We start from the raw sequence: 24,470 nt of genomic DNA on the forward strand, positions 1-24,470 counted from the left end.
CGGCGGTCGCGGCCCCTTGAATGGTCGCCGATGGCAGGTTACGTTTTGTTCAACTTGTCATCGGAGGGCGTGTGTTATGACGCCCAAGCGTCCTGCGGGTGCGGACGCGTTCCCGAGAAATACGGTCGAGCCGTCGGGCACCCGACAACCTGATGAAGGGGCGCTGTATGCTGCCTTGGATTTGGGAACGAATTCTTGCCGGATGCTGATTGCCCGACCGACGGGCAGTCAGTTCCAGGTCGTCGACAGCTTCTCCAAGCCGGTTCAGCTTGGTCAGGGGCTGGAAGCTTCGGGACGCCTGTCCCGCAGCTCGATGGCGCGTACCGTGCACGCGCTGCAGGTCTGCAAGCGCAAGCTTGATCAGCACAAGGTGCGCAACATGCGCCTTGTGGCGACCGAGGCATGCCGGCGCGCGCGCAACAGCCGCGATTTCCTGCGCACGATCCGGCGCGAGACCGGCCTGCCCATCGAGATCATCGGCGCCGAGGAGGAAGCACGGCTGGCCGTCATAAGCTGCGCGCCGCTGGTCAGCCACAAGACCGAGACGCTGATGGTCGTCGACATCGGCGGCGGATCGACCGAACTGGTCTGGATCGACCTGGAGGATGTGGAGCCCAAGGAGCGACCCCGCGCGATCATGCGCCTGTCGGACGGTTTCGGGAACCCGCAGCCGGGCGGCGCCCGCGTGGTCGACTGGATCAGCGTGCCGTTGGGGGTCGCGACGCTGCGCGACCAGTTCGCGGATGTCGAGGACGACCAGGGTCGCTTCGCGCTGATGTCGTGGTTCTTCGAGGAGGCGCTGGCGAATTTCACCCCCTATGCGGACGGATCGCCCGACGAGGGGTTCCAGATCATCGGCACATCAGGGACGGTCACCACGGTCGCGGCCAGTTTCCTGGGCCTGCGCCGCTATGACCGAACCAAGGTGGACGGGCTGGAGATGACCAGCGACCAGATCGACCGGGTGATCCATTCCTATCTGCAGCTGGGCCCCGAGGGGCGGCGCACGGACCCGCGCATCGGGCGCGAACGCCATGCGCTGATCATGTCGGGCGCCGCGATCCTGCAGACGCTGATGCGGGTCTGGCCCACGAACAAGCTGTCGGTCGCGGATCGCGGCCTGCGCGAGGGGTTGCTTTATGCCCAGATGGTGCGCGATGGGGTGCTGGCGCCGGAAGGTTTGAACGGAGTGGCATGAGATGACGAAGACACCGACCAGCCGGGACGGCAAGACCAGCGGCCGCGGTGCGCGCGATCTGCGCGTGCGGGTGAAATCGGCCAAGGGGCGCAAGCTGTCCTCCACCCTGTGGCTGGAGCGGCAGCTGAACGACCCCTATGTGGCCCGCGCCAAGCGCGAGGGCTACCGCGGGCGCGCGGCCTACAAGATCTTGGAGCTGGACGACAAGTACCGCTTTCTAGTGCCCGGCGCGCGGGTGCTTGACCTGGGCTGCGCGCCCGGTGGCTGGTGCCAGGTGGCGGTGGCCCGCGTGAACGCCTTGGGCACGAAATCGGGCAAGAAGGTCGGGCGGGTGCTGGGTCTGGACCTGCAGGAGGTCGATCCGATCGCGGGGGCCGAGATCCACGTGCTGGACTTTCTGGAGGACGGGGCCGACGACAAGGTCAAGGCCTGGCTGGGCGGACCTGCGGATGTGGTGATGTCCGACATGGCGGCGGCATCGTCGGGGCACAAGAACACCGACCACAACCGGATCGTGGCGCTGGTCGAGGCTGCGGCGCAGCTGGCCTTCGACGTGCTGGAGCCGGGCGGTACTTTCGTCGCCAAGGTCCTGGCGGGCGGTGCCGAGACCGACATGCAGACCATGCTGAAGAAGAACTTCACCAAGGTCGCGAACGTGAAGCCCCCCGCCAGCCGCAGCGATTCGTCCGAGAAATTCGTGGTGGCCACCGGGTTCAGGGGCCGCGAGACCCCCGCCGAGGACTGATCACCCCTTGCGTCCCGCGACGCCGGGGGACTGGCCGTCCCCCGGACCCCCTGCTGGGCGCCCAGCCTAATCGTGGGGTGGGGCGTTTCGCATCTGGCTGCGGTACGCCTCGGGCGTGCGGCCGGTCGCGGCGGCAAAGGCGCGGGTGAAATGGGCGTGGCTGGCATAGCCAAGGTCCTGAGCCAGGCGCGGAACGGGTCGGTCGGTATGGCGCAGCAGTTCGGCCGCGCGGTCCACCCGAAGTTCATGCAGCAGGTCGATGGCGCGATGGCCCCGCGCCTCGATGCAGGCGTGGTCCAGATGGGTCAGCGTGGTGCCCAAGTCCTGCGCCAGATCGGCCAGGGTCCGGCACGACCCCATCTCGACCGCGGCCAGCGCCAGGAAGCGGTCGACCAGCGGGCGATCCGTGTGGACCGCGCCGGGATCGGTCCGGTGATCCCGCGGCGGGTCCAGACGCGACAGGCGCAGCGACAGCATGTTCAGATAGCAGCCTAGGGTGCGGTGATCGGGGCTGCGGGCGGCCTCGGCCATCAGTTCGGCCAAGGTGGCCGACAGCAGCGCGGCACCGGTGCCCGGGCATCCCGCGACCACCGAACGGGGCAGGGGCGGATCGACCTGCGCGGTCAGTTCGGGCGCGATCAATAGCACCTGACCCTCTGCCCCGTCCAGTGGGCGGGCGGCGAAGGCGGTTCCGGCGGGGACGAAGCGGACGTCGCCTGCGACGAGAATGCCGCCGCTGCGCGGAAAGTCGATGCGCATGCGCCCGTCGGTCACCCAGATCAGCACATGGTCGGGGCGCGTGCGCGGCTGGACGGGCACGGCACGCCCGCCCCAGGTGAAGGCGCCTGCAGGCAGCAGGCGAAGGCTGGCCTGCCGCGGCCCGAACCGGTGCGAGGCGGGCGCAACGCGGACGGACAGCGCCTGCGGAACGGCCACGCGGTCCGCGGCCCTTGCCCGCTGCACGGGCATGGGCATGGGGGCGGTGCCTTCGGTCTGCAGGTGAGGGCCGTTGACGTCGATCTGGCCGCCTTGCCCGCGGATGCCCCGACCAAGTGGCGCCAGCCGGGTCGGCGTGAATGGAAACCCCTTGGTCCAGTCAGAGCGATCCCATACCGACATGACACCCTCCCACATCACGGATCCTATCGGCGGATTATCGCCGATCTGTGGGAAAACTCAATGAACGCCGTATGGGTTTCCGGGAATTAAACCGTGATCAGCCCGGCGTTGCCCGCCTGCCACATCTGCCAGTCGCGCATTCGGCCGCGGAACCAGACCCGCTGCGCCTTGGCATATTGCCGTGAGGCGATGATGGCGCGTTCGGTGGCCTCGGCCAGGGTCGCATGACCCTGCAGGTGGGCGACCAGATCGGGCGCGCCGATGGCCTTGGCCCATTGCGCGGCCGGGTCCCACAGCGGCAGCATCGCGCGTACCTCCTCCAGGGCGCCCTGGTCCAGCATCGCGTGAAAGCGCGCGGCGATCCGGTCCGCCAGCCAGTCGCGGTCACTGGTGATCAGCACGCGCTGACAGTCGTCGGGGGCCAGCAGGGGCGGGGGCGTGTCGTCCTGCCAATCGGCGATGCCGCGGCCGGTGGCGGTCAGAACCTCCCAAGCGCGCTGGACGCGGACCGGGTTCGCAAGATCGATCTGCGCGCGTGTGCGGGGGTCCAGTTCGGCCACCATCGCGGCCCGACCACCGCCCGCGATGCGCGCGTCCGCCGTGGCGCGGATGGCGGGGGGCGTCGGCGGAATCTGCGCCAGCCCGCGGGTCAGCGCGGTCAGGTACAGCCCCGTGCCGCCCACCACGATCAGCCGCCCCCGCAGCGCCGCGACCTGGCGCAGCCAGTCGCCGACCGACCAGGCGGTGCCCGGCGCGACATGTCCGTAGAGGGCGTGGGGCGCCTGTGCCAGGTCGGCGGCGGACGGGCGGGCGGTCAGCACCTGCCAGCAGGACCAGACCTGCAGGGCATCCGCATTGACCACCGTGCCGCCCTGTGCCCGCGCGACCGCCAGTGCCAGCGCAGATTTGCCGCTGGCGGTGGGTCCGGCGATCAGCAGGTGGCGGGCGGCGTCGATCTGTGTCAGGTCAGGGTCACGCATGGCCGATCCGGGCAGTTGATCCGGCAGCCCTTTTGCGACATTTAACGGCGCGATGAAAGCAGCCGGCGACAGGAGCCCCCTATGACCACCGAAGTCCCCAAGCAATATGGCCGCGTGATGCTGAAAATCTCGGGCGAGGCGCTGATGGGCGATCAGGGATACGGCCTGCATCCGCCCACCGTCGCCCGCATCGCAAGCGAGGTCGAGGCCGTCCAGGCGATGGGCGTCGAGGTCTGCATGGTCATCGGCGGCGGCAACATCTTCCGCGGTCTGCAGGGCAGCGCCCAGGGGATGGAGCGGACCACCGCCGACTATATGGGCATGCTGGCGACGGTCATGAACGCGCTGGCCATGCAGTCGTCGCTGGAAAGCCGCGGCCTGCATTGCCGCGTCATCAGCGCGATCCGCATGGACGAGGTCTGCGAGCCCTACATCCGTCGCCGCGCCATCCGCCACCTGGAAAAGAAGCGGATCGTGATCTTTGCCGCCGGCACCGGCAACCCGTATTTCACCACCGACACCGCAGCCACCCTGCGCGCGTCGGAGATGAACTGCGAGGCGATCTTCAAGGGCACCAAGGTCGACGGCGTCTATGACAAGGACCCGGTCAAGCATGCCGACGCGAAGCGGTACGGCAATGTCAGCTATGACGAGGTGCTGCAGAAGCATCTGGGCGTGATGGACGCATCGGCCATCGCGCTGGCCCGCGACAACAAGCTGCCGATCATCGTCTTCTCGCTGGACGCGCCGGGCGGGTTCCGGTCGATCCTGGAAGGCCGCGGCACCTATACGCGGGTCCACAACTGATATGACCACCAGCCTGCGGGGCCGCGTCGACGGCTTCATCCACGGGCCCCGGGCCCAAGGCGTGATCACGGCCGTGATCCTGTTCAACGCGCTGATCCTGGGGCTGGAAACCTGGCCGCGGGTGATGGCGGCGGCCGGCCCGCTGCTGATCGCGCTGGACCGGGTGTGCCTTGCGATCTTCGTGATCGAGATCGGGCTGAAGCTCTATGCCCGCGGGCTGCGGTTCTTCCGTGACGGCTGGAACGTGTTCGACTTCATCGTCGTGGGAATCGCCGTGCTGCCCGCGACCGAAGGGCTGTCGGTCCTGCGCGCCATGCGCATCCTGCGGCTGCTGCGCATCGTGTCGGTCACGCCCCGCCTGCGCCGCGTGGTCGAGGGATTCCTGTCCGCGCTGCCCGGCATGGCGTCGGTCTTCCTGCTGATGGGTATCATTTTCTACATTTTCTCGGTCATGGCGACCAAGCTGTTCGGGCCGACCTTTCCGGACTGGTTCGGGGACATGGGCAATTCGGCCTATTCGCTGTTCCAGATCATGACACTGGAAAGCTGGTCGATGGGCATCGTGCGCCCGGTGATGGAGGTTCACCCGAACGCCTGGCTGTTTTTCCTGCCTTTTATCCTGGTCACCACCTTTGCGGTGATGAACCTTGTGGTGGGTCTGATCGTGAATTCGATGCAGGAGGCCCACCAGGAGGAAGGCACCGCTGCGACCGAGGCCTATCGCGACGAGGTCCTGGCCCGGCTGGCCCAGATCGAGGCGCGGCTGTCCGCGGGCGAACCCCCGCGGAACGATCCCTGACGGGGCCGAAAAGCGGGCAAAGGCTTTGCCAAGCTGCGGCATTCCCGTTACAAGCGAAAAAAATTCAAAGCAGAGGCAGTCCGACAATGGCTGAGGACATCGAGATCGATATTGACGACCTGGAGCGCCGCATGAAGGGCGCGATGGAAAGCCTGCGGGGCGAATTCGCCAGCCTGCGGACCGGCCGGGCCTCGGCCTCGATGATCGAGCCGGTGCAGGTCGAGGCCTATGGCCAGATGACCCCGATCAACCAGCTGGGCACCGTCAACGTGCCCGAACCGCGCATGGTCACGATCAACATCTGGGACAAGGGCATGGTCAACAAGGTTGAGAAGGCCCTGCGCGAAAGCGGCCTGGGGATCAATCCGCAGACCAACGGCACGATCATCATGCTGCCGATCCCGGAACTGAACGAGGAGCGTCGCCGCGAGCTGACCAAGGTCGCCGCGCAATACGCAGAGAGCGCCCGCGTCTCGATCCGCAACGTCCGCCGCGACGGCATGGACCAGGTCAAGAAGGGCAAGGCCAACGGCATGCCCGAGGACGACCAGAAGCTGTACGAGACCGAAATCCAGTCCCTGACCGACCGTATGATCGCATCGGTCGACGAGGCGCTGACGGCCAAGCAGGCCGAAATCATGCAGGTCTGATCCGACGATGGCGTGGGGCTTGTCGAGAGCTGCCGAAACTGGGGGGACGACCCGTCCCCGCCATGTCGCGGTCATCATGGATGGCAATGGCCGGTGGGCCACCGAACGCGGCTGGCCGCGTCTGGTCGGTCACCGTCGCGGGGCCGAGCGGGTCAAGCAGATCGTCCGTGCCTGCCCCGACTTGGGGGTGGACTGGCTGACCATCTATGCCTTCTCGACCGAGAACTGGAAGCGCTCGACCGAAGAGGTTCTGGGTCTGATGAAGATCTTTCGCCGCTATATCCAGCGCGAGGCCGAAGACATGTCGGCCGAGGGCGTGCGGATGCGCTTCATCGGCGAACGCGGCCGTCTGGACCGCAAGCTGCAGGACCTGATGGCCTCGATCGAGGCGCGGACGGCGGGCAACACGCGGCTGAATCTGACGGTCGCCATCAACTATGGCGGCCGGGACGAGCTGGTCCGTGCCACCGGGCGTCTGGCCGAACGCATCGCCCGCGGCGACGTGATCAACCCGACAGAGGCCGACCTGGCCGATTGCATGGACACCGCCGGGCATCCGGATCCCGACCTGGTGATCCGCACCTCCGGTGAGACGCGGACCTCGAACTTCCTGCCCTGGCAGGCGGCCTATTCGGAATACGAATTCACGCCGACCCTGTGGCCCGACTTCACCCCCGATCACCTGGCGACGATCCTGGACCGCTTCGGCCTGCGCGACCGGCGCTTTGGGGGCGCATGACCTCAGCACGGCATTCCGCCGGGTCCGTGCCCGGCGCTGGCGGTCCCGGCAAGTCGGGCGGCAAATGGGGCGACCTGTCGCGTCGTGTGGCGTCTACCCTGGTCCTTCTGGGCATCGGCGTGATGCTGGCGGTGGCGCAGGGACCGTGGCTGCGCCTGGGCATGGCGGTCATCTCCGCGATCACCTTCTGGGAGCTGGCGGCCATGACCGGCTGGCGCAACCCGGCGCGGCACGTGACGCTGTTCGGACGGTCGCGCCCCATCGCGCTGGCCGCGATCGCGGGCGTGTCGCAGGCCTTTGCGCTGACCGGGATGCCCTGGGCGTGGGTGGCGCTGGCCGTTCCGATCCTGCTGGGCCTGCCGGGCGCGGCACGGCGCGACCGCGCGACCTATACCCTCTTCGGCATCGCGATCCTGATCGTGGCCTTCGGCCTTGTTGGGTTTCGTGAGAATTACGGACTGAACTTTGTCCTGTGGCTGATGGGGGTCATCATCATCTCGGACACGGCGGGGTATTTCTTTGGCCGCATCCTGGGTGGCCCCAAGTTCTGGCCCGCGCTCAGCCCAAAGAAGACCTGGTCGGGCACCATCGCAGGCTGGATCGGCACCTGCCTGTTCGGCGCGATCCTGTGGATGGCGGGGCAGGGTGACGCAACGCTGATCTGGGTGTCGCCCATCGTCTGCCTTGCCGGGCAGATGGGCGATCTGGCCGAAAGCTGGCTGAAACGGCGCGCGGGAGTCAAGGACAGCTCGAACCTGATACCGGGGCATGGCGGGTTCATGGATCGTTTTGACGCAGTGACCGGCGCGGTCCTGGCGACCATGCTGATCGGGTTTCTGACGAAACTGCCCGTGGTGAACTGACCGATGCGACGCATTTCCATCTTCGGCGCGACCGGGTCGGTCGGCGCGAACGGCGTCGATCTGATCCGCCGCGATCCGCAATCCTATCAGGTCGTGGCCCTGACCGGCGGGCGCAACATCGCACGGCTGGCGCAGATGGCGCGCGATCTGCGCGCCCAGATCGCCGTCACCGCGCATCCCGAACTGCTGGACGACCTGCGGACCGCTCTTGCCGGCACCGACGTCCAGGCCGCCGCCGGCGAGGCCGCGCTGATCGAGGCCGCGCACCGGCCCGCCGACTGGATCCTGTCGGCCATCGTCGGCGCCGCGGGCCTGGCGCCGGGTCTTGCGGCGCTGTCACAAGGCGGTGTGCTGGCCTTGGCCAACAAGGAATCGCTGGTCTGCGCAGGCGCGCTGCTGCGGGATACCGGCGCGCGGTCGGGTGCCACGATCCTGCCCGTCGACAGTGAACATTCCGCTTTGTTTCAGGCGATTGGGGCCGATAAGCTGGAATCCGTCAAGGATGTGACCATCACCGCATCGGGCGGCGCGTTCCGCGATTGGCCGCTGGAGCGGCTGGCGGCCGCGACGGTGGCCGAGGCATCGACCCATCCGAACTGGGCAATGGGTCAGCGGATCACCATCGACAGCGCCTCGATGTTCAACAAGGCGATGGAGGTGATCGAGGCCAAGGAGTTCTTCGGCCTGACCGCCGACCGCATCAAGGTTCTGGTCCACCCGGAATCGATCATTCACGCGATGGTCACCCATCATGACGGCGGCACCATAGCCCATCTGGGCGCCCCCGACATGCGCCATGCGATCGGCTATGCGCTGCACTGGCCCGAACGGCGGCCGCTGCCCGTGGCCGCGCTGGATCTGGCCGCGCTTGGCAGCCTGACCTTCCGCGCCCCCGACGAGACGCGCTGGCCCGCCCTGCGCCTGGCGCGCGAGGTGATGGCCGCGGGCGGGGCCGCCGGCGCGGTCTTCAACGCCGCCAAGGAACAGGCGCTGGACGATTTCATCGCCGGGCGCATTCGCTTTACCGACATGGCCCCCCGGGTCGAGGCCACGCTGGAGGCGCTGTCCGCCCAGCCCGGCTTTGCCCGCGACCCCGAAGACCTGCCCGCCGTCCTGCATTGGGATGGCCTGGCCCGACGAAAGGCCGCCCAGTGATCGACGCCTTTGCCCAGACCGCCGGCACGCTGCTGGCCTTCGTCACCGCCCTGGCGGTCATCGTGACCGTCCACGAATACGGCCATTACATCGTCGGCCGCTGGTCGGGCATCCGGGCGGAGGTGTTCAGCGTGGGCTTTGGCCCGCGCCTGTTCTTTCGCCGTGATCGTCGCGGGACGCTGTGGCAGGTCGCGGCGCTGCCGCTTGGCGGCTATGTGCGGTTCCTGGGCGACGACAACGCGGCCAGTGCCGGGCCGGGGCGCGCTGTCGACCCCGTCCTGCGCCGCCAGACCTTGCAGGGCGCGCCGCTGTGGGCGCGGTTTGCGACGCTGCTGGCGGGGCCGGTGTTCAATTTCGTGCTGTCGATCCTGGTCTTCGCGGGCTTCGCGATCGTCCAGGGCCTGCCCGTGGACGAGGTGCGCGTGGGCGCCGTCAGCGAGGCGCCGCCCGCCATCGTCAACGACCTGCAGCCCGGCGACCGCATCCTGGCCCTTGGCGGCCAGCCGGTCGCCACCTGGCGCGACATTGGCGCGCTGACCGAAACGCTGCCGGTGGCCGGGCAGCAGGACTGGCAGGTCGAACGCGACGGCCGGACGCTGACCGTGACAGGCCCCGACCCGATGCCGGCGCGCATCGGCGGCGTGGCGCCGCGCAGTGCCGCGGCCGATGCCGGCATGCGCGCGGGCGACGTGGTGCTGGCCATCGACGGCCAGCCCGTCACCCGCTTTACCCAGATGCGCGAGGCGGTCGAGGCTGCCGAGGGCCGGCCCCTGGCCCTGCGCCTGTGGCGCCCCGGCACCGGAGAGCTGGACGTGACCCTGTCGCCCAAGCTGTCGGACCTGCCCGCCGATGGCGGCGGGTTCGAGCAGCGCTGGCTGATCGGGGTGACGGGCGGCGAAAGCTTCTTCTCGCCCCAGACTCGCAGTGCCGGGCCGCTGGAGGCGCTTGGCCTGGGCGTCGGGCAGACCTGGGGGATCATCACGTCGTCGCTGACGGGGATGTGGGCGATGATCTCTGGGCAGATCGGCACCTGCAACCTGGGCGGCGCGATCAGCATCGCGGAAAGCACCGGTCAGGCAGCCAGCGCGGGCGGCGCCAACTTCCTGTGGTGGATCGCGGTCCTGTCGGCGGCAATCGGGTTCCTAAACCTGCTGCCGATCCCCGTGCTGGATGGCGGCCACCTGATGTTCTACACCTACGAGGCCGTCCGCGGACGCCCGCCGTCGGACAAGGCGCTGAACCTGCTGACCGCGATCGGCATGGCGGCGGTCCTGTCACTGATGATTTTCGGGCTCACGAACGATCTTTTCTGCCCTTGACGCGCTTGCGGTTTTGACAGCCCCGCCCCGATGGGGCTACAGACCATAGGCAAAACGACAGCCCGAACCGGGCGCGTGCAGGCGGATACAAGAGGGGCCATCATGGAACGGAAACTGGGCAAGGGCGCATTGGCGCTGGTGACGTCCCTGGCGATCGCGGCGCCAATCGGAATGATCCCGCAGCAGGCCGCCGCCGTGGTCTTCGGCAGCATCCAGGTTCAGGGCAACCAGCAGATCGAGACGGGCGCCGTGCTGTCCACGCTGGCCTTGCCGCAGGGCCAGGACCTGAGCCCCGGCCAGATCAACGACGGTTTGCAGCGCCTGCAGAATTCCGGCCTGTTCGAGACGGTCGAACTGATCCCGCAGGGGTCCATCCTGGTCGTGCGCGTCAGCGAGTACCCGATCGTCAACCAGATCACCTTCGAGGGCAACCGCCGCCTGAACGACGAGCGTCTGGCCGAGATCGTGCGCAGCCAGTCGCGCCGCGTCTATCAGCCCAGCCAGGCCATCCAGGATGCCCAGGCCATCGCCCAGACCTATGCCGCCGAGGGGCGCCTGGCCGCCCGCGTCGATCCGCGCATCATCCGCCGCAGCGGCAACCGCGTCGATCTGGTCTTCGAGATCCGCGAAGGCAACGTCACCGAGATCGAGCGCGTCAGCTTTGTCGGCAACCGCGCCTATTCGGACCGCCGCCTGCGCAACGTGCTGGAGACCAAGCAGGCGGGCCTGCTGCGGACCTTCATCCGCCGCGACACCTTCGCGCCCGAGCGCATCCCCCTGGACGAACAGCTGCTGACCGATTTCTATCGCTCGCAGGGTTACGCCGATTTTCGCGTGCAGGGCGTGGCGCCCGAAATCGCGCGTGAACGTGACGCGTTCTTCATCACCTTCAACATCTCGGAAGGGCCGCGCTATCGCTTTGGCCGGGTCGAGACCGTCTCGGAGATCCCGGGCGTCGATGCGTCGCTGTTCGCCGAGCAGAGCCGTGTCCGGCGCGGGTCGTTCTACAACCCGTCGGTCATCGACACGTCGATCCGCCGGATGGAGACGATCGCCATCCAGCAGGGCCTGAACTTCGTCAACATCGAGCCTCGCGTCACCCGCAACCCGGAAAACCAGACGCTGGACTTGACTTTTGCGCTGACCCGCGGCCAGCGCGTCTTCGTCGAGCGCATCGACATCGAGGGCAACACCACGACGCTGGACCAGGTGATCCGCCGCCAGTTCACCACCGTCGAGGGCGACCCCTTCAACCCGCGCGAGATCCGCAATTCGGCCGAACGCGTGCGGGCGCTTGGCTATTTCGCGGATGCGCAGGTCCAGACCCGCGAGGGCAGCAGCCCCGACCAGGTCATCGTTGGCGTCAATGTCGAGGAACAGCCGACCGGGTCGCTGTCCCTGGGCGCCAGCTATGGCGTTAATTCGGGCGTGGGCTTCAACATCGGCCTGACCGAGCAGAACTTCCTGGGCCGCGGCCAGACCCTGGGCCTGCAGCTGCAGACCGCGACCGACGACCGCGCTGCCGGGGTCACCTTCATCGAGCCGTTCTTCCTGGGCCGCGACCTGCGCTTTGGCTTCTCGGCCAACTATACCGAGACCGAGGGCCTGAATTCGGATTTCGACACCCGTCAGATCCGCATCCAGCCGTCGCTGGAATTCCCGATCTCGGCCAATGCGCGGATCGAGCTGCGCTACCGCATTTCGGAGGACAAGCTGTCCAACGTGACCGAGGACAGCTCGGCCCTGCTGATCGCCGAGGAGGGCACGCGCCTGACTTCGTCGCTTGGCTATACCTACAACTGGGATTCGCGCCGCACCGGGCTGGATCCGCTGACCGCGTACCGGTTCCGCTTCTCGCAGGATTTCGCGGGTGCGGGGGGCGACACGAAGACGATCACCACGACCGCGCTGGCCGGCGTCGAAAGCACCGCCTGGCGCGAGAGCGTGACCCTGCGCGGCGAGGTCGAGGCGGGGGCGATCTATACCTACGGCGATTATTCGACCTGGATCCTGGACCGCTTCCGCACCGGCAACCGCGTCCGCGGGTTCGAGCCGAACGGCATCGGGCCGCGCGACCTGGCCGCGGTGAACGAGGACGGCCTGGGCGGCAACTTCTACTGGGCGGCGCGCGGCGAGGCGCAGTTCCCCATCGGCCTGCCCGAGGAATACGGCATCCAGGGCGGTCTTTTCGTCGATGTCGGCTCGCTGTGGGGTCTGGACCGGACCATCGGCACCGGCGGCGTCCCGGTCGATGACGACATGTACACGCGCGCCGCGGTCGGCGCGTCGATCTTCTGGACCACGCCGATCGGTCCGCTGCGCTTCAACTTCTCGCAGGCGCTGCAGAAGGAAGACTATGACCTGGAACAGAATTTCGACCTGACGATCCAGACGAACTTCTGATGCCGGTCCTTCGGACGGGACTGGGGCTGGTGGCGGCGGCGTTGATGGCGCTGCCCGCTGCCGCGCAGGATGCGACGGTGCCCGACATCCCGGCGCCCGAGATCCCGCCGATCGCCACGCCGCCCGTCCTGCCCAACAGCACCATCCCCAGCCCCGAGGAGGCGGCCGAAAGCGCGCCGATCCTGACGCTGGACCAGGAGGTTCTGTACCTGTCCTCGGCCTGGGGTCTGCGCGCGCAGGCCCGGCTGGAGGCCAAGGGCGAGGAGGTCACTGCCGAGAACGACCGCCTGACGCAGCTGCTGTCGTCGGAGGAGGCGCGCCTGACCGAACAGCGCAGCACGCTGCCCGCGGCCGAATTCCGCGAGCTGGCCGAAAGCTTCGACATCCGCGCGACGCGCATCCGCCGAGAGCGCGCGCAGGCGGTCCAGGACCTGAATGCCTGGGCCGAGGCCGACCGGGCGGCCTTCTTTCGGGCCGCGCTGCCGGTGATGGGTCAGGTGATGCAGGACCGGGGCGCCGTGGCGGTTCTGGACCGGCGCACGATCTTCGTGTCGCTGGACGCGATCGACGTCACTGAACAGCTGGTCGCGGCGCTGGACGATCGCATCGGCGACGGAGAGGGGGTCGTGCCGCTGCCCGAACCGCCCCCGTCCGAGGATGCGCCCTAGGGCAGCCGCGCGATGCGGTCGTGGATCATGTCAAACAGCGCGTCGCGGTCCACGTCCTTGAGGAACAGCGCGTTGGGTGTCCGCCCGCTGACGCGCCACCAGTCTGCGACGGTCATGCCGGTGGTCCAGCGGCCCTCGATCTCGATCTCGACGTTGATGTGGCGGCCCTGGAACAGGTCGGGGTCCAGCAGCCAGGCGATGGTGCAGGGATCATGCAGCGGCGCGCCGAGGCTGCCGTATTTCGCGGTATCGAAGCGTTCGAAGAAGTCGGTCCAGCCCGCGACGGCCGGGCCGCAGCGGCCGGGCAGGGCGCGCATCGCCTCGACCCAGGCCCGGTCGGTCAGCGCCTTGTGCGTCACGTCCAGCGGCATGACGACCAGCGGCACGCCCGCGGCGAACACCTCGGCCGCGGCCTCTGGATCGACATAGATGTTGAATTCGGCCGCGGGGGTGATGTTGCCCACCTCGAAATAGGCGCCGCCCATCAGCACGATCTGCTGCACGCGTCCGATGATGTCGGGGGCGCGGCGGAATGCCTCGGCGATGTTGGTCAGCGGGCCGATGGGCACCAGCGTCACGGTGCCCGCATCATGGGTGCGCAGGGTCTCGACGATGAAATCGACGCCGTCCTGCGCCTGCAGGGGCAGGGTGGGCGCGGGCAGCTCGATTCCGTCCAGCCCGGTCTTGCCATGCACGTGTTCGGCCGTCACCAGATCGCGCGCCAGGGGTCGGTCGCGGCCTGCAAAGACCGGCACGTCGGTCCGGCCCGACAGTTCGACCACCTTGCGGGCGTTCACCTCCGTCAGGGCCAGCGGCACGTTGCCGGCCACCGCGACGATGCCCAGGACCTGCAGTTCCGGAGAGGCCAGCGCCAGCAGGATGGCCACCGCGTCGTCCTGACCGGGGTCCGTGTCGATGATGATCTTCTGTGCCAAACCGCGTCTCCAAGGCTCACAAGCGGCGATGATTGCGTCAGCAACGAAAAAGGCGCAAGCCCGCGCCTGCGCCTTTTGCGGACATCTGTAAGTTTCCTTGCGTCGGGGGGTTGGGGCCCCGACGCAAGAGGCCGTCACCCGTCGAAGTTGACGCGCTCGATCAGGTCCAGCGCCTGCGGGCGCAGGTCCGAGATCTCGGTCAGCGTCAGGTCGTCGGCGGTGAAGTCGCCCCAGCTGGCCACCAGCTCGGACCGCTCGACACCCTCGGTCACGGGGAACTCGTTGTTGGTTTCGGCATAGATGCGCTGTGCCTCTTCGCCGGCCAGGAACTGCATCAGCTGCAGGGCCGCGTCGCGGTTCGGCGCGGACTTGGTCATCGCCACGCCGGACACGTTCACATGCGTGCCGCCATCCTCGAAGGTCGGGAAGACGATACGGACCGATTCGGCCCATTCCTTCTGCTCGTCATCCTTCAGCATCGCGCCCATGTAGTAGGTGTTGCCCAGGCTGATGTCGCATTCGCCGGCCCAGATCGCCTTGACCTGGTCGCGGTCGCCGCCCTCGGGACGCTTGGCCAGGTTCGACTTGACGCCCTCCAGCCAGGCAACGGTCTCCTCCTCGCCGTGATGGGCCAGGTAGGCCGCGGTCAGCGCGACGTTATAGTCGTTGGTGAAGCTGCGGGTGCAGATGCGGCCTTCCCATTTCGGATCGGCGAGGTCCTCGTAGGTGGTGACCTCTCCGTCGGCCACGCGCTCCTTGCTGGCATAGACGATGCGGGCGCGGGTGGTCAGGGCGAACCACTGGTTCTCGTCGTCGCGCAGGCCGGCGGGGATCGCCTCCAGCGCCGGGTCCTCGACCGGCTGCAGGACGCCCGCGTCCTTGACCTCGCCCAGGCGGGCCACGTCGACGGTCAGCACCAGGTCGGCGGGCGAACGGTCGCCCTCGGCCTGCAGGCGCTCGACCATGCCCTTGTCGACGAAAGCCACGTTGACCGGAATGCCCGTCTCGGCGGTGAAGGCGTCGATCAGCGGCTGGATCAGCTCGGGCTGGCGGTGCGAATAGACGTTCACTTCCTGCGCCAGGGCCGGCATGGCGGTGGCACCCAGCAGCGTGGCGATGATCAGGGGACGCATGTTGACTCCTTTGGTCAGAATTCCCGCGTCTTGTGGCAATTCCGACCGAACCTGTCAAGCAATGCGGTGGATTGACCCCGACGCGGCGCCGGGCTAGGGCGCGGTCATGGCACGCGCACCCCTTTTGCAACTCTCCGAGATCTCGCTGACCTATGGCGGCGATCCCATTTTCGAGGGCCTGTCCCTGAACGTCCAGCCGGGCGACCGCGTCGCGCTGGTCGGTCGGAACGGGTCGGGCAAGTCCACCCTGATGAAGGTGATGGCCGGTTTCGTCGAACCCGACCGGGGCGAGGTGGTCCTGGCCGCCGGTGTCTCGACCGGCTACATGGAGCAGGACCCGGACCTGTCGGGCTTCGAGACGCTCGGCGAGTTTGCCCGCGACGGGTTGGAGCCGGGCGAGGATTACCGCGTCGACATGGCCGCCGAGGGCCTGAAGTTCGACCCCGATCGCCCCGTGGCCACCGCATCGGGCGGCGAGCGTCGCCGCGCGGCCCTGGCCCGCCTGCTGGCGCAGGCGCCCGAGTTGATGCTGCTGGACGAGCCGACCAACCACCTGGACATCGAGGCCATCGGCTGGCTGGAGGACCATCTGTCCCAGACCCGTGCAGGTTTCGTGCTGATCAGCCACGACCGCGCCTTTCTGCGCCGCCTGACCAAGGCGACGCTGTGGATCGACCGCGGCCAGGTCCGCCGGCAGGAACGGGGCTTCGAAGGCTTCGAGGATTGGCGCGAGGCGACCTGGGCCGCCGAGGATGACGCCCGCCACAAGCTGGACCGCAAGATCAAGGCCGAGGCCCGGTGGGCCGTCGAGGGCATCAGCGCGCGCAGGAAGCGCAATCAGGGCCGGGTCCGCGCCCTGGCCGCCCTGCGGGCCGAGCGCAGCAGCCAGATCCGCCGTCAGGGCACCGCCGCAATGGCGTTCGACAGCGGCACTACCAGCGGCAAGAAGGTGGTCGAGGCCACCGGCATCGCCAAGGCCTTCGGCGACAAGACCATCCTGCGGCCCTTCGACTTGCGCATCCAGCGCGGCGATCGCATCGCCTTTGTCGGGCCGAACGGCGCGGGCAAGACCACGCTGATCAAGATGCTGACCGGAGAGATCGCCCCCGACCAGGGCACGGTCACGATGGGCACCAACCTGGAGATTGCGGTCTTCGACCAGGCCCGCGCCGCGTTGAACCCCGACCAGACGCTGTGGGAATCGCTGACCGGCGACCCCGAGATGCGCGTGTCGGGCCGCGCCGACCAAGTGATGGTGCGGGGCCAGCCCAAGCATGTCGTGGCCTATCTGAAGGATTTCCTGTTCGACGACGCCCAGGCCCGCGCGCCGGTCCGCAGCCTGTCGGGCGGCGAGAAGGCGCGTCTGCTCTTGGCGCGGCTGATGGCGCGGCCGTCGAACCTGCTGGTCATGGACGAACCGACCAACGATCTGGACGTCGAGACGTTGGACCTGCTGCAGGACCTGCTGGGCGAATATGACGGCACCGTGCTGCTGGTCAGCCACGATCGCGATTTCATCGACCGCGTGGCCGACACCACCGTGGCGATGGAGGGTGACGGCCGCGCCACCGTCTATGCCGGCGGGTGGAGCGATTATCAGGCGCAGCGCGGCGAGACCGTGGTCGAAGAGCCCGTCGCGGTCGCCAAGACCGCGCCGGTGACGGAAAAGCCCAAGGCCGCGCGCGATGGCCTCAGCTTCACCGAACGGCACCGGCTGGACGCGCTGCCCGGCATCATCGCCAAGCTGGAGGCGGAGATCGCCAAGCTGTCGGAATTCATGTCCGACCCGACGCTGTTCCAGACCGCCCCGGCCAAGTTCGAAAAGGCCAGCCTGGCCTTGTCCGAACGCCAGGCTGCCCTGGCCGACGCCGAGGAGGAATGGATGTCGCTGGAGGAAAAGGCCGCCGTCTAGGCGGCCTTCCCCTCGCCGCGGGCAAGGTGGTTCTGCAGCCAGCCATGGGCGAAGGCGATCTTGTGCCGGACCGGCACGGTCAGCACGAACGGGTAGAGGTCGCTGTTGTCCAGCGCGCGATTGATGTCGTTGACCGCGATGGTGATCTCGGCCGCGATGTTCAGCAGGCGGTAGGGATCGGTCTCGGAATAGGGATGATAGTCCGGCGGCACCCCCGGCATGTCCAGATGCGTGCTGCAGAAGCTGTCGGCCACGTCCGTCAGGTGCAGCAGGTGGGCGACCGTCTCGGCCCAGTCCTCGTGCGGGTGCGAGGTGGCATAGCTGGTGATGAAATCGCCTGCCGGGTCGCGCGGATCGGCATAGTGGTTCTTGAGGGCCTGGGCGTAATCGGCCCGCTCGTCGCCGAAGACGGCGCGGAAGGCGGGCAGGAAATCGGGCAGCACCTTCAGGCGGTCGAACAGGAAATGCGCGATCTCGTGGCGGAAATGGCCGACCATCGAGCGGTACTGCTCGCCCAGCTTCAGCTGGCGTTTCAGGCGGATCAGCTCGTCCGCCTCGGTCACGTTGATGGTGATCTCTCCGTTGGCATGGCCCATGATGATCTGCTGGTCGCGCCCGCCGGTATGTTCCGACAGCATCAGGAACCGCGGACGCCGCCCCGGATCGGCCGGCGTGAACCAGTCCCATTCCGCAAGGTTGGCCAGAACCCACCGCTTGGCGCGTTCGGCGCTGGCCAGCAGGCGCTGGTTGTCGCCGATGTTCATCACCGGCACGACATGCGACATGGCGCAGGACGCGCAGAAGCCGCCCGGAACCTCGGCCGCCCAGTTGCAGGCGATGCGCGGGCGGTTGGCACAATGGGGGGCGTCCGCCACCATCCGCCGCAAGACCGGCGCATAGACCAGCGGCTCTCCGCACAGACAGATCAGGTTGTGGAAATAGGCGCGCGTGCCGCAATGCGGGCAGGAGAAGCGTTGCATCAGCTGGGGTCCGGTCCTGTCAGTGGCAGGGTACAAGCCCCGCGGTGCCGCAGGGTTCCGCACCATCGCACCGGCCTTGACAGGCAGGCCCGGATCGGGCAAATGCAGCGCACCGGCAGGGCATCCGCCCTTGGCCGGTCGATTGTTTTTAACGACACCCGCACAAGGGTGCGCCGTCCGAAGGCGGGGTTCGCCCCCCAACGCCGACATTGTCGGGGCCGCAGGACGCGGTGATGAAGGAAGAAAGCGATGTTCGCGGTTCTGAAAACTGGCGGCAAGCAGTACAAGGTGCAGGCGGGCGACGTCCTGCGCGTTGAAAAGCTGAATGCCGCGGCTGGCGATACGGTCCAGTTCAACGATGTGCTGATGGTCGGCTCGACCCTGGGTGCGCCCCTGGTCGCCGGTGCCTGCGTGCAGGCCACCGTGATCGAGCAGATCAAGGCCGACAAGGTCATCACCTATGTCAAGCGCCGCCGCAAGCACAGCTCGCAGCGGACCCGCGGTCACCGCCAGCAGCTGACGCTGCTGCGCGTCACCGACGTGCTGGACAAGGGTGCGGACAAGACCGGCGTCAAGACCGCCGTCGGCGCCCGCACGAAGGTCGAGGCCGCCGATGCGCCCGCCAAGACCAAGAAACCGGCCAAAGACGCCGCTGAAGCCTAAGGAGAACGACCCATGGCACATAAGAAAGCAGGCGGTTCTTCCCGCAACGGCCGCGACAGCGCGGGACGCCGTCTTGGCGTCAAGCTGTTCGGTGGCCAGGCCGCCATCGCGGGCAACATCATCGCACGTCAGCGCGGCACCACCTGGTGGCCGGGCGTGAACGTCGGCATGGGCAAGGATCACACCCTGTTCGCGCTGACCGACGGCCATGTGAGCTTCAAGAAGGGCCTGAAGGGCCGGACGTTCATTTCGATCGTCCCCGCCGAGCTGGAAGCAGCCGAGTAACCTTAGCGTAATATTCTGATGCTAAGGGGGGATCGGCGAGAGCCGGTCCCCCGAACCGTTTTATCGTCACATTTATTGATCGGTTTCTTGGGGAGGAAACATGGTGATGTCTGCACCCATGCGCGAGGGGAGTCGTCTGGACGACCTTGCGCCCGTCTTGGCCGATGGCCCGGCCCAGCCCGTGATCGCGACAGAGCGGTTCACGCTGCGACCGCTGCGGGCCTCTGATGCCGGCCTGATTGAACATTACACCGCCGACCGACGCGTGGCCGAAGGCACGCGCGCCATCCCCCATCCCTTGCCCCGCGGCGCCGCCGAGAGTTTCGTCGCCCGCTCCCTGGCCGCAGATCGGTCCGAGGATGTCTGGGCCATCGACGGGTCGGACCACAAGCTGGCCGAGCTGCTGGGCGTCGTGTCGCTGACCCGCATGGAGGGGTCGCAATCGGAACTGGGCTTCTGGATCGGCGCGGGCTTCTGGAACACCGGCTTCGCGACCGAGGCCGTGGCGGCCCTTGTCGCGGCGAACCCGCACGGGGCACGGACCCTGTTCGCCGAGGCGTTTCAGGACAATCCAGGATCGGCCCGGGTGCTGACCAATTGCGGCTTCGTCTATCTGGGCGATGCCGAAAGCTGGTCCGTCGCGCGGGGCGGCCGGGTGCCGACCTGGACCTATCTGCGCAAGATGGCCTGAACGACTGCCTGATATGTCCTGTCCCGTTATTGCAAAGCGGGGCAGGCGGCCTAGATCAGGGGAATGACACAGCATCTTCCCTATTCCGTTCTCGACCTGTCGCCGGTTCCCGAAGGGTTCACGGCGCAGGACGCCATCCGCAACACGATCGACCTTGCCCAACATGCCGAGGGCTGGGGCTATCACCGCTTCTGGTTGGCCGAGCATCACAACATGCCCGGCATCGCCAGCGCCGCGACCGCGGTCCTGATCGGACTGGTCGCACAGGCGACCACGACGATCCGCGTGGGGGCGGGCGGCATCATGCTGCCCAACCACGCGCCGCTGACCGTGGCCGAGGCCTTTGGGACCCTGGCCACGGCCTTTCCCGACCGCATCGACCTGGGCCTGGGCCGCGCGCCCGGGGGTGACGGCGCGGTGATCCGCGCCCTGCGCCGGGATCCGATGGCCGACAGCTTTCCGCAGGACGTGGTCGAGCTGCTGGACTATCTGGGCCCTGAACGCGCGGGCGCGGCCGTCCGCGCGCTGCCCGGAGAGGGGACGAACATCCCCGTCTGGATCCTGGGAAGCAGCCTGTTCGGCGCGCAGCTGGCGGCGCATCTGGGCCTGCCCTATGCCTTTGCAAGCCATTTCGCCCCCGAACAGCTGGAACAGGCGCTGAGCATCTATCGCGAACGGTTCCGACCCTCGCCTTGGGGGCGGAAGCCTTATGCGGTGCTGGCGGCGAACGTCTTTGCCGCCGACGACGCCGGAGAGGCCGCCTATCTGCGCACGACGATGCAGCTGGCCTTCGCGCGCCTGCGGACCGGCCAGCCCGGCAAGCTGCCGCGCCCGGTCCGCGACATCGACGCCGAGATCGGCGCGCAGATGCGCCAGGCCGTCGACGGTGCGCTGCGCATCAGTGCCGTGGGCGACCGCGAGCGCGTCCGCGACCAGCTGTCGCGTCTGGTCGAGACCTATCGCCCCGACGAGGTCATCCTGACCGGCCAGATCCACGATCACACGGCCCGGCTGCGCAGCTTCGAGATCGCGGCCGAGGCGGCATCGTCCCTGCCGCCGGTCCGGCAGGCCGCCTGAGACCCCGCCATGCAAAAGCAAAAGGCCCCCGTAAGGGGGCCTTTTTTCATGTCGCAGGTGCGTTGGATTATTCGCGGTTGCCCATGAAGGACAGCAGGAACATGAACAGGTTCAGGAAGTCCAGGTACAGCTTCAGCGCGCCCATGATGGCGGACTTGCCCAGGAAATCCGCACCGGAACCCTGCATCTGCAGGTAGGTGTTCTTGATGTTCTGCGTGTCATAGGCGGTCAGGCCCGCGAAGATCAGCACGCCGATGACCGAGATCGCGAACTGCATGGCCGAGGAGGCGATGAAGATGTTCACGATCGACGCGACGATCAGGCCGATCAGGCCCATCAGCAGGAACGTGCCCCAGCCCGACAGGTCCTTCTTGGTTGTATAGCCCCACAGGGACAGGCCCGCGAAGGCGATGGCCGTGACCAGGAAGGTCTGGACGATCGACACCCCGGTATAGACCAGGAAGATCGAGCTGATCGAGACGCCCATCAGCGCCGCGAAGGCGTAGAAGACCCCGGTCGCCGCCGAGACGGACAGCCGGTTCAGGGCCGCGCCAAAGGCGAACACCATCAGCAGCGGCGCGAACATGATCACCCACCGTAGCGGCGAGTTGTACAGCGTGTTGGCCACGGCCGGGTTGGTCATGGCGGCGGTCGCGGTGCCATAGGCGGTCGCGGCGGTTACACCCATGCCGACCGCCATCAGCCCATAAACCTTGTTCATGTAGGCCCGCAGGCCCTGGTCGACCGCCGCCGTGCGGTGGCCTACGCCCTGCGCGGTACGGTACGTGTTGTAATCTGCCATCGATGTCTCCCTTGGAAGGCATGCCGACGCAGCGCCGGCTTGGGTCCAATATCGGTGGAAAGGCAGGATTTTTCAATGCCGCGCTTGGCTCAAATGCGTCAGGATCACAGCGTGATGACCACTTTGCCGACGCTGCGCCGCTCTCTCAGCATGGCGTAGCCCTGGGCCAGATCGTCCAGGGGCAGAGTGGCGCCCGCGACAGGGTCCAGCCGGCCCGCGCGGAACAGGTCGAACAGCGCGTCGATGCTGTCCCGCAGCGCCTGCGGGTCCAGCCCGCGATAGCCGCCCCAGTAGAAGCCATGGATGGCGATGTTCTTGACCAGCGTGTGGTTCAGCGGCAGCACCGGGGGGCGACCGCCGGCAAAACCGATGACCAGGAACCGCCCGCCGGGACGCAGGGCGCGGAACGCAGCCTCGCCCGGTTCGGCGCCCACGGGGTCATAGACCACGTCCGCGCCGCCAAGATCGCGCAGCGCCGCGCGCAGATCGGGGCAGGTGGCGCTGTCGATCACGTGGGATGCCCCCGCCTGGCGGACTATATCGACCTTGTCGGCGCCGCGCGCGATGCCGATCACCCGGGCCCCCATCGCGGCGCCGATCTGCACCGCGGTCAGCCCGACCCCGCCCGCGGCCCCCAGAACGACCAGCGTCTGTCCCGCCTGCAGCGCGCCGCGCCCGGCCAGGGCCAGGTGACTTGTCCCATAAGCCACCTGAAAGCCCGCCGCCTGTTCCAGCGTCATGGCGTCCGGAATGGCCTGGACGGCCCCCGGATCGACCGCCATCACCTGCGACATCGTGCCCGGTGCCGAAACGACCACGCGTGTGCCGACAACCAGGCCCGATCCGGCAGGCGCCGAGAGGACGGTGCCCGCCCCCTCCAGCCCCGGCACGAAGGGCGGATCGGCCGGTTCCTGGTACTGTCCCTTGGCTTTGAGCAGGTCGGCAAAATTCAATGCCGCCGCGCCCATGCGCAAAAGCACCTGATCGGGACTGGCCACGGGGGGCGGAACATCCCGGATCACCGGGTCCTGCCCCAGGGCCGAGATGAAGGCTGCGCGAATCATTTGTGACATGTATTGTGGCCCTCGGATGTTGTCTGCACGTTCGCATCCCCGCTGGCCAAGTCAACGCGATGCCGATATGGCCGCAAGGACACCCCTGGACCTGTCTTTATGGTCAGGAAAGCCCCGATTAACCAAGTTGACACTCGAAAATTGTGCCTTTCCGGGCTAGAGCATCCTGAGATTGCAAAAGGTTGGGGCAATGAAGCATAGTGTAGATGTTCACGTTGGTAAGCGTATCCGCCATCGTCGCTGGATGATTGGCATGACTCAACAGCAACTCGCCGACAAGGTCGGCATCAAGTTCCAGCAGATCCAGAAGTACGAGACCGGCATGAACCGCGTCTCGGCCTCGCGTCTGTGGGACATCGCGCGGGCGGTCGACGTTCCGGTCAGCTTCTTCTTCGAGGGCCTGTCCGAGGGCGAGGTTCCCGGCGTGGTCGAAGGCGACATCTTCGCCGACAAGGAAGCGCTGCAGCTGGTGCGCGCCTATTACGCCATGCCCGAGGCACAGCGTCGCCAGATCTTCGAGCTGGCCCGCGTCCTGTCCGACGCCGCCTGAAAGGCCTGACCGCCAGAAGGCGGATGACCCTGCCGCCGTCCCGCGCCGCTTGACCGCCGGACGACGGCCCCCTTTGACCGCTGGTCCCCCGGCGCATGACAGGCTACACCCGGCGTGACGACACGCAGGGGGCCGCATGCAGGACGCAGACCAGATCACCCGCACCGCGCATCTGATGGCAGACGCTGCCCGTCGGGCGATCCTGCCGTGGTTCCGCCACGCGGATCTGGCGGCCGACAACAAGCGGTCGGCCGATTTCGACCCCGTGACCCAGGCCGACCGCGATGCCGAACGCGCGATGCGCGACGTGCTGGCGCGCGAGCGGCCCGATGACGCCATCCTGGGCGAGGAATATGGCGCGACCCCCGGCACCAGCGGGCTGACCTGGATCCTGGATCCGATCGACGGCACGCGCGCGTTCCTGTGCGGGGCGGCCAGCTGGGGCGTGCTGATCGGCCTGTCCGACGGGCGGGACGTCATCTATGGCCTGATCGACCAGCCCTATGTCGGCGAGCGGTTCGAGGGCGGGCTTGGCCATGCCCGGCTGACCTCGGCCGCGGGCGAACGGGCGCTGCGCGTGCGCGGCGGCACGCCGCTGGAGCGCGCGACGCTGCTGACGACCTTTCCCGAAATCGGCACGGCGGCCGAGGCCACGGCCTTTCGCCGCGTGGCCGACCGGGCGCGGCTGACGCGATACGGGCTGGACTGCTATGCCTATGGCCTGCTGGCCTTGGGCCAGGTCGATCTGGTGATCGAGGCGGGGCTGCAATCCTATGACATCGCGGGTCCGCTGGCGGTGGTGCAGGCCGCGGGCGGCATCGTGACCGACTGGCAGGGCGGGTCCGCCGCCCAGGGCGGTCAGGTGATCGCCGCCGCGTCCGAGGCGCTGCACCGCGCGGCGCTGGATCTGCTGAACGGCTGACA

The 24,470-nt window shown here is 67.8% G+C and carries 25 protein-coding genes; 18 read left to right on the top strand and 7 right to left on the bottom strand.

The window, feature by feature from the left end; all coding sequences use genetic code 11:
• Positions 1 to 76: 76 nt before the first annotated feature.
• Together LZ686_RS08860 and LZ686_RS08865 are read left to right on the top strand one after the other, a co-directional pair.
• On the top strand, positions 77 to 1,198 hold the full coding sequence (locus tag LZ686_RS08860; protein WP_042245371.1) for a Ppx/GppA phosphatase family protein: 1,122 nt from the start codon (positions 77 to 79) through the stop codon (positions 1,196 to 1,198).
• Between the two features lies 1 nt (position 1,199).
• Entirely contained in the window at positions 1,200 to 1,943 is a 744-nt protein-coding gene (locus tag LZ686_RS08865) for an RlmE family RNA methyltransferase (protein WP_045999420.1), read from the top strand.
• A gap of 66 nt (positions 1,944 to 2,009) precedes the next feature.
• On the opposite strand, the gene LZ686_RS08870 is transcribed toward LZ686_RS08865, so the two are convergent.
• A complete protein-coding gene (locus LZ686_RS08870; RefSeq protein WP_349547547.1) occupies positions 2,010 to 3,062 on the bottom strand; it encodes a helix-turn-helix transcriptional regulator in 1,053 nt (350 codons plus the stop codon).
• Positions 3,063 to 3,148: 86 nt separating this feature from the next.
• Entirely contained in the window at positions 3,149 to 4,042 is an 894-nt protein-coding gene (gene miaA, locus LZ686_RS08875; RefSeq protein WP_349547548.1) for a tRNA (adenosine(37)-N6)-dimethylallyltransferase MiaA, read from the bottom strand.
• An 81-nt stretch (positions 4,043 to 4,123) separates the two neighbouring features.
• Here miaA and pyrH point away from each other — a divergent pair, with 81 nt between their 5' ends.
• The 9 genes from pyrH to LZ686_RS08920 all read left to right on the top strand — a co-directional run bounded on the left by pyrH (position 4,124) and on the right by LZ686_RS08920 (position 13,445).
• The gene (gene pyrH / locus LZ686_RS08880; protein ID WP_045999418.1) at positions 4,124 to 4,849 is read left to right on the top strand and encodes a UMP kinase; all 726 of its coding nucleotides are present in this window, start codon (positions 4,124 to 4,126) and stop codon (positions 4,847 to 4,849) included.
• A 1-nt stretch (position 4,850) separates the two neighbouring features.
• Positions 4,851 to 5,648: an ion transporter gene (locus tag LZ686_RS08885; RefSeq protein WP_045999417.1), complete on the top strand. Its 798-nt coding sequence runs from the start codon at positions 4,851 to 4,853 to the stop codon at positions 5,646 to 5,648.
• Between the two features lie 86 nt (positions 5,649 to 5,734).
• Positions 5,735 to 6,298, top strand: coding sequence for a ribosome recycling factor (frr, locus tag LZ686_RS08890; protein WP_045999416.1), 564 nt, complete (start codon positions 5,735 to 5,737; stop codon positions 6,296 to 6,298).
• 7 nt (positions 6,299 to 6,305) lie between these two features.
• Positions 6,306 to 7,037 (top strand): polyprenyl diphosphate synthase, encoded by a 732-nt coding sequence (gene uppS / locus LZ686_RS08895; protein ID WP_045999415.1) that lies wholly within the window; start codon positions 6,306 to 6,308, stop codon positions 7,035 to 7,037.
• Positions 7,034 to 7,900, top strand: a complete 867-nt coding sequence (locus LZ686_RS08900; protein WP_045999414.1) for a phosphatidate cytidylyltransferase — start codon at positions 7,034 to 7,036, stop codon at positions 7,898 to 7,900. The genes uppS and LZ686_RS08900 overlap by 4 nt, the downstream gene beginning before the upstream one ends.
• Before the next feature lie 3 nt (positions 7,901 to 7,903).
• The gene (dxr, locus tag LZ686_RS08905) at positions 7,904 to 9,055 is read left to right on the top strand and encodes a 1-deoxy-D-xylulose-5-phosphate reductoisomerase (protein WP_217844505.1); all 1,152 of its coding nucleotides are present in this window, start codon (positions 7,904 to 7,906) and stop codon (positions 9,053 to 9,055) included.
• Positions 9,052 to 10,374 (top strand): RIP metalloprotease RseP, encoded by a 1,323-nt coding sequence (rseP, locus tag LZ686_RS08910; protein ID WP_349547549.1) that lies wholly within the window; start codon positions 9,052 to 9,054, stop codon positions 10,372 to 10,374. The genes dxr and rseP overlap by 4 nt, the downstream gene beginning before the upstream one ends.
• Before the next feature lie 102 nt (positions 10,375 to 10,476).
• On the top strand, positions 10,477 to 12,777 hold the full coding sequence (gene bamA, locus LZ686_RS08915) for an outer membrane protein assembly factor BamA (RefSeq protein ID WP_349547550.1): 2,301 nt from the start codon (positions 10,477 to 10,479) through the stop codon (positions 12,775 to 12,777).
• Positions 12,777 to 13,445: an OmpH/Skp family outer membrane protein gene (locus tag LZ686_RS08920; RefSeq protein WP_045999411.1), complete on the top strand. Its 669-nt coding sequence runs from the start codon at positions 12,777 to 12,779 to the stop codon at positions 13,443 to 13,445. Before bamA ends, LZ686_RS08920 begins: the two co-directional genes overlap by 1 nt.
• On the opposite strand, the gene LZ686_RS08925 is transcribed toward LZ686_RS08920, so the two are convergent.
• Positions 13,442 to 14,380 (bottom strand): nucleoside hydrolase, encoded by a 939-nt coding sequence (locus tag LZ686_RS08925; RefSeq protein WP_349547551.1) that lies wholly within the window; start codon positions 14,378 to 14,380, stop codon positions 13,442 to 13,444. The genes LZ686_RS08920 and LZ686_RS08925 overlap by 4 nt on opposite strands.
• A 134-nt stretch (positions 14,381 to 14,514) precedes the next feature.
• Complete coding sequence (locus tag LZ686_RS08930) at positions 14,515 to 15,513, bottom strand: Fe(3+) ABC transporter substrate-binding protein (RefSeq protein WP_045999409.1); 999 nt, start codon at positions 15,511 to 15,513, stop codon at positions 14,515 to 14,517.
• 106 nt (positions 15,514 to 15,619) lie between these two features.
• Between LZ686_RS08930 and LZ686_RS08935 the strand changes: the two genes are divergently transcribed.
• On the top strand, positions 15,620 to 17,425 hold the full coding sequence (locus tag LZ686_RS08935) for an ABC-F family ATP-binding cassette domain-containing protein (RefSeq protein WP_295167201.1): 1,806 nt from the start codon (positions 15,620 to 15,622) through the stop codon (positions 17,423 to 17,425).
• Here the strand turns inward: LZ686_RS08935 and LZ686_RS08940 are convergent.
• On the bottom strand, positions 17,422 to 18,405 hold the full coding sequence (locus LZ686_RS08940; protein WP_045999407.1) for a zinc-binding metallopeptidase family protein: 984 nt from the start codon (positions 18,403 to 18,405) through the stop codon (positions 17,422 to 17,424). The two genes, LZ686_RS08935 and LZ686_RS08940, sit on opposite strands and share 4 nt — an antisense overlap.
• Before the next feature lie 249 nt (positions 18,406 to 18,654).
• Between LZ686_RS08940 and rplU the strand changes: the two genes are divergently transcribed.
• The 4 genes from rplU to LZ686_RS08960 all read left to right on the top strand — a co-directional run bounded on the left by rplU (position 18,655) and on the right by LZ686_RS08960 (position 21,121).
• Positions 18,655 to 19,068: a 50S ribosomal protein L21 gene (gene rplU / locus LZ686_RS08945; protein WP_139597460.1), complete on the top strand. Its 414-nt coding sequence runs from the start codon at positions 18,655 to 18,657 to the stop codon at positions 19,066 to 19,068.
• A 12-nt stretch (positions 19,069 to 19,080) separates the two neighbouring features.
• Positions 19,081 to 19,353: a 50S ribosomal protein L27 gene (rpmA, locus tag LZ686_RS08950; RefSeq protein WP_045999405.1), complete on the top strand. Its 273-nt coding sequence runs from the start codon at positions 19,081 to 19,083 to the stop codon at positions 19,351 to 19,353.
• Positions 19,354 to 19,459: 106 nt separating this feature from the next.
• Positions 19,460 to 20,044: a GNAT family N-acetyltransferase gene (locus LZ686_RS08955; RefSeq protein WP_232303256.1), complete on the top strand. Its 585-nt coding sequence runs from the start codon at positions 19,460 to 19,462 to the stop codon at positions 20,042 to 20,044.
• A gap of 63 nt (positions 20,045 to 20,107) precedes the next feature.
• The gene (locus LZ686_RS08960) at positions 20,108 to 21,121 is read left to right on the top strand and encodes an LLM class flavin-dependent oxidoreductase (RefSeq protein WP_349547552.1); all 1,014 of its coding nucleotides are present in this window, start codon (positions 20,108 to 20,110) and stop codon (positions 21,119 to 21,121) included.
• Between the two features lie 67 nt (positions 21,122 to 21,188).
• Here the strand turns inward: LZ686_RS08960 and LZ686_RS08965 are convergent, their stop codons facing one another.
• Together LZ686_RS08965 and LZ686_RS08970 are read right to left on the bottom strand one after the other, a co-directional pair.
• On the bottom strand, positions 21,189 to 21,923 hold the full coding sequence (locus LZ686_RS08965) for a Bax inhibitor-1/YccA family protein (protein ID WP_045999403.1): 735 nt from the start codon (positions 21,921 to 21,923) through the stop codon (positions 21,189 to 21,191).
• A gap of 104 nt (positions 21,924 to 22,027) precedes the next feature.
• Positions 22,028 to 22,996, bottom strand: a complete 969-nt coding sequence (locus LZ686_RS08970; protein WP_349547553.1) for an NADPH:quinone oxidoreductase family protein — start codon at positions 22,994 to 22,996, stop codon at positions 22,028 to 22,030.
• Positions 22,997 to 23,186: 190 nt separating this feature from the next.
• Between LZ686_RS08970 and LZ686_RS08975 the strand changes: the two genes are divergently transcribed.
• Together LZ686_RS08975 and LZ686_RS08980 are read left to right on the top strand one after the other, a co-directional pair.
• Positions 23,187 to 23,546 (top strand): helix-turn-helix domain-containing protein, encoded by a 360-nt coding sequence (locus LZ686_RS08975; protein WP_042244532.1) that lies wholly within the window; start codon positions 23,187 to 23,189, stop codon positions 23,544 to 23,546.
• A gap of 136 nt (positions 23,547 to 23,682) precedes the next feature.
• On the top strand, positions 23,683 to 24,468 hold the full coding sequence (locus LZ686_RS08980) for an inositol monophosphatase family protein (RefSeq protein ID WP_349547554.1): 786 nt from the start codon (positions 23,683 to 23,685) through the stop codon (positions 24,466 to 24,468).
• The last annotated feature ends 2 nt before the right edge of the window (positions 24,469 to 24,470 follow it).

The sequence above is a fragment of the Paracoccus sp. NFXS7 genome (assembly GCF_040148865.1).
Classification (GTDB): Bacteria; Pseudomonadota; Alphaproteobacteria; order Rhodobacterales; family Rhodobacteraceae; genus Paracoccus; species Paracoccus marcusii.

Excerpts from the sequence above, each read along its gene's own strand:
- miaA (WP_349547548.1), bottom strand. The coding sequence starts at position 4,042 with ATGCGTGACCCTGACCTGACACAGATCGACGCCGCCCGCCACCTGCTG.
- LZ686_RS08920 (WP_045999411.1), top strand. The coding sequence starts at position 12,777 with ATGCCGGTCCTTCGGACGGGACTGGGGCTGGTGGCGGCGGCGTTGATG.
- LZ686_RS08980 (WP_349547554.1), top strand. The coding sequence starts at position 23,683 with ATGCAGGACGCAGACCAGATCACCCGCACCGCGCATCTGATGGCAGAC.
- LZ686_RS08930 (WP_045999409.1), bottom strand. The coding sequence starts at position 15,513 with ATGCGTCCCCTGATCATCGCCACGCTGCTGGGTGCCACCGCCATGCCG.
- LZ686_RS08965 (WP_045999403.1), bottom strand. The coding sequence starts at position 21,923 with ATGGCAGATTACAACACGTACCGTACCGCGCAGGGCGTAGGCCACCGC.
- rplU (WP_139597460.1), top strand. The coding sequence starts at position 18,655 with ATGTTCGCGGTTCTGAAAACTGGCGGCAAGCAGTACAAGGTGCAGGCG.
- LZ686_RS08885 (WP_045999417.1), top strand. The coding sequence starts at position 4,851 with ATGACCACCAGCCTGCGGGGCCGCGTCGACGGCTTCATCCACGGGCCC.
- rpmA (WP_045999405.1), top strand. The coding sequence starts at position 19,081 with ATGGCACATAAGAAAGCAGGCGGTTCTTCCCGCAACGGCCGCGACAGC.
- LZ686_RS08960 (WP_349547552.1), top strand. The coding sequence starts at position 20,108 with ATGACACAGCATCTTCCCTATTCCGTTCTCGACCTGTCGCCGGTTCCC.
- LZ686_RS08955 (WP_232303256.1), top strand. The coding sequence starts at position 19,460 with ATGTCTGCACCCATGCGCGAGGGGAGTCGTCTGGACGACCTTGCGCCC.
- frr (WP_045999416.1), top strand. The coding sequence starts at position 5,735 with ATGGCTGAGGACATCGAGATCGATATTGACGACCTGGAGCGCCGCATG.
- LZ686_RS08900 (WP_045999414.1), top strand. The coding sequence starts at position 7,034 with ATGACCTCAGCACGGCATTCCGCCGGGTCCGTGCCCGGCGCTGGCGGT.
- uppS (WP_045999415.1), top strand. The coding sequence starts at position 6,306 with ATGGCGTGGGGCTTGTCGAGAGCTGCCGAAACTGGGGGGACGACCCGT.
- LZ686_RS08860 (WP_042245371.1), top strand. The coding sequence starts at position 77 with ATGACGCCCAAGCGTCCTGCGGGTGCGGACGCGTTCCCGAGAAATACG.
- LZ686_RS08870 (WP_349547547.1), bottom strand. The coding sequence starts at position 3,062 with ATGTCGGTATGGGATCGCTCTGACTGGACCAAGGGGTTTCCATTCACG.
- LZ686_RS08970 (WP_349547553.1), bottom strand. The coding sequence starts at position 22,996 with ATGTCACAAATGATTCGCGCAGCCTTCATCTCGGCCCTGGGGCAGGAC.
- bamA (WP_349547550.1), top strand. The coding sequence starts at position 10,477 with ATGGAACGGAAACTGGGCAAGGGCGCATTGGCGCTGGTGACGTCCCTG.
- dxr (WP_217844505.1), top strand. The coding sequence starts at position 7,904 with ATGCGACGCATTTCCATCTTCGGCGCGACCGGGTCGGTCGGCGCGAAC.
- LZ686_RS08935 (WP_295167201.1), top strand. The coding sequence starts at position 15,620 with ATGGCACGCGCACCCCTTTTGCAACTCTCCGAGATCTCGCTGACCTAT.
- LZ686_RS08865 (WP_045999420.1), top strand. The coding sequence starts at position 1,200 with ATGACGAAGACACCGACCAGCCGGGACGGCAAGACCAGCGGCCGCGGT.
- pyrH (WP_045999418.1), top strand. The coding sequence starts at position 4,124 with ATGACCACCGAAGTCCCCAAGCAATATGGCCGCGTGATGCTGAAAATC.
- LZ686_RS08940 (WP_045999407.1), bottom strand. The coding sequence starts at position 18,405 with ATGCAACGCTTCTCCTGCCCGCATTGCGGCACGCGCGCCTATTTCCAC.
- LZ686_RS08975 (WP_042244532.1), top strand. The coding sequence starts at position 23,187 with ATGAAGCATAGTGTAGATGTTCACGTTGGTAAGCGTATCCGCCATCGT.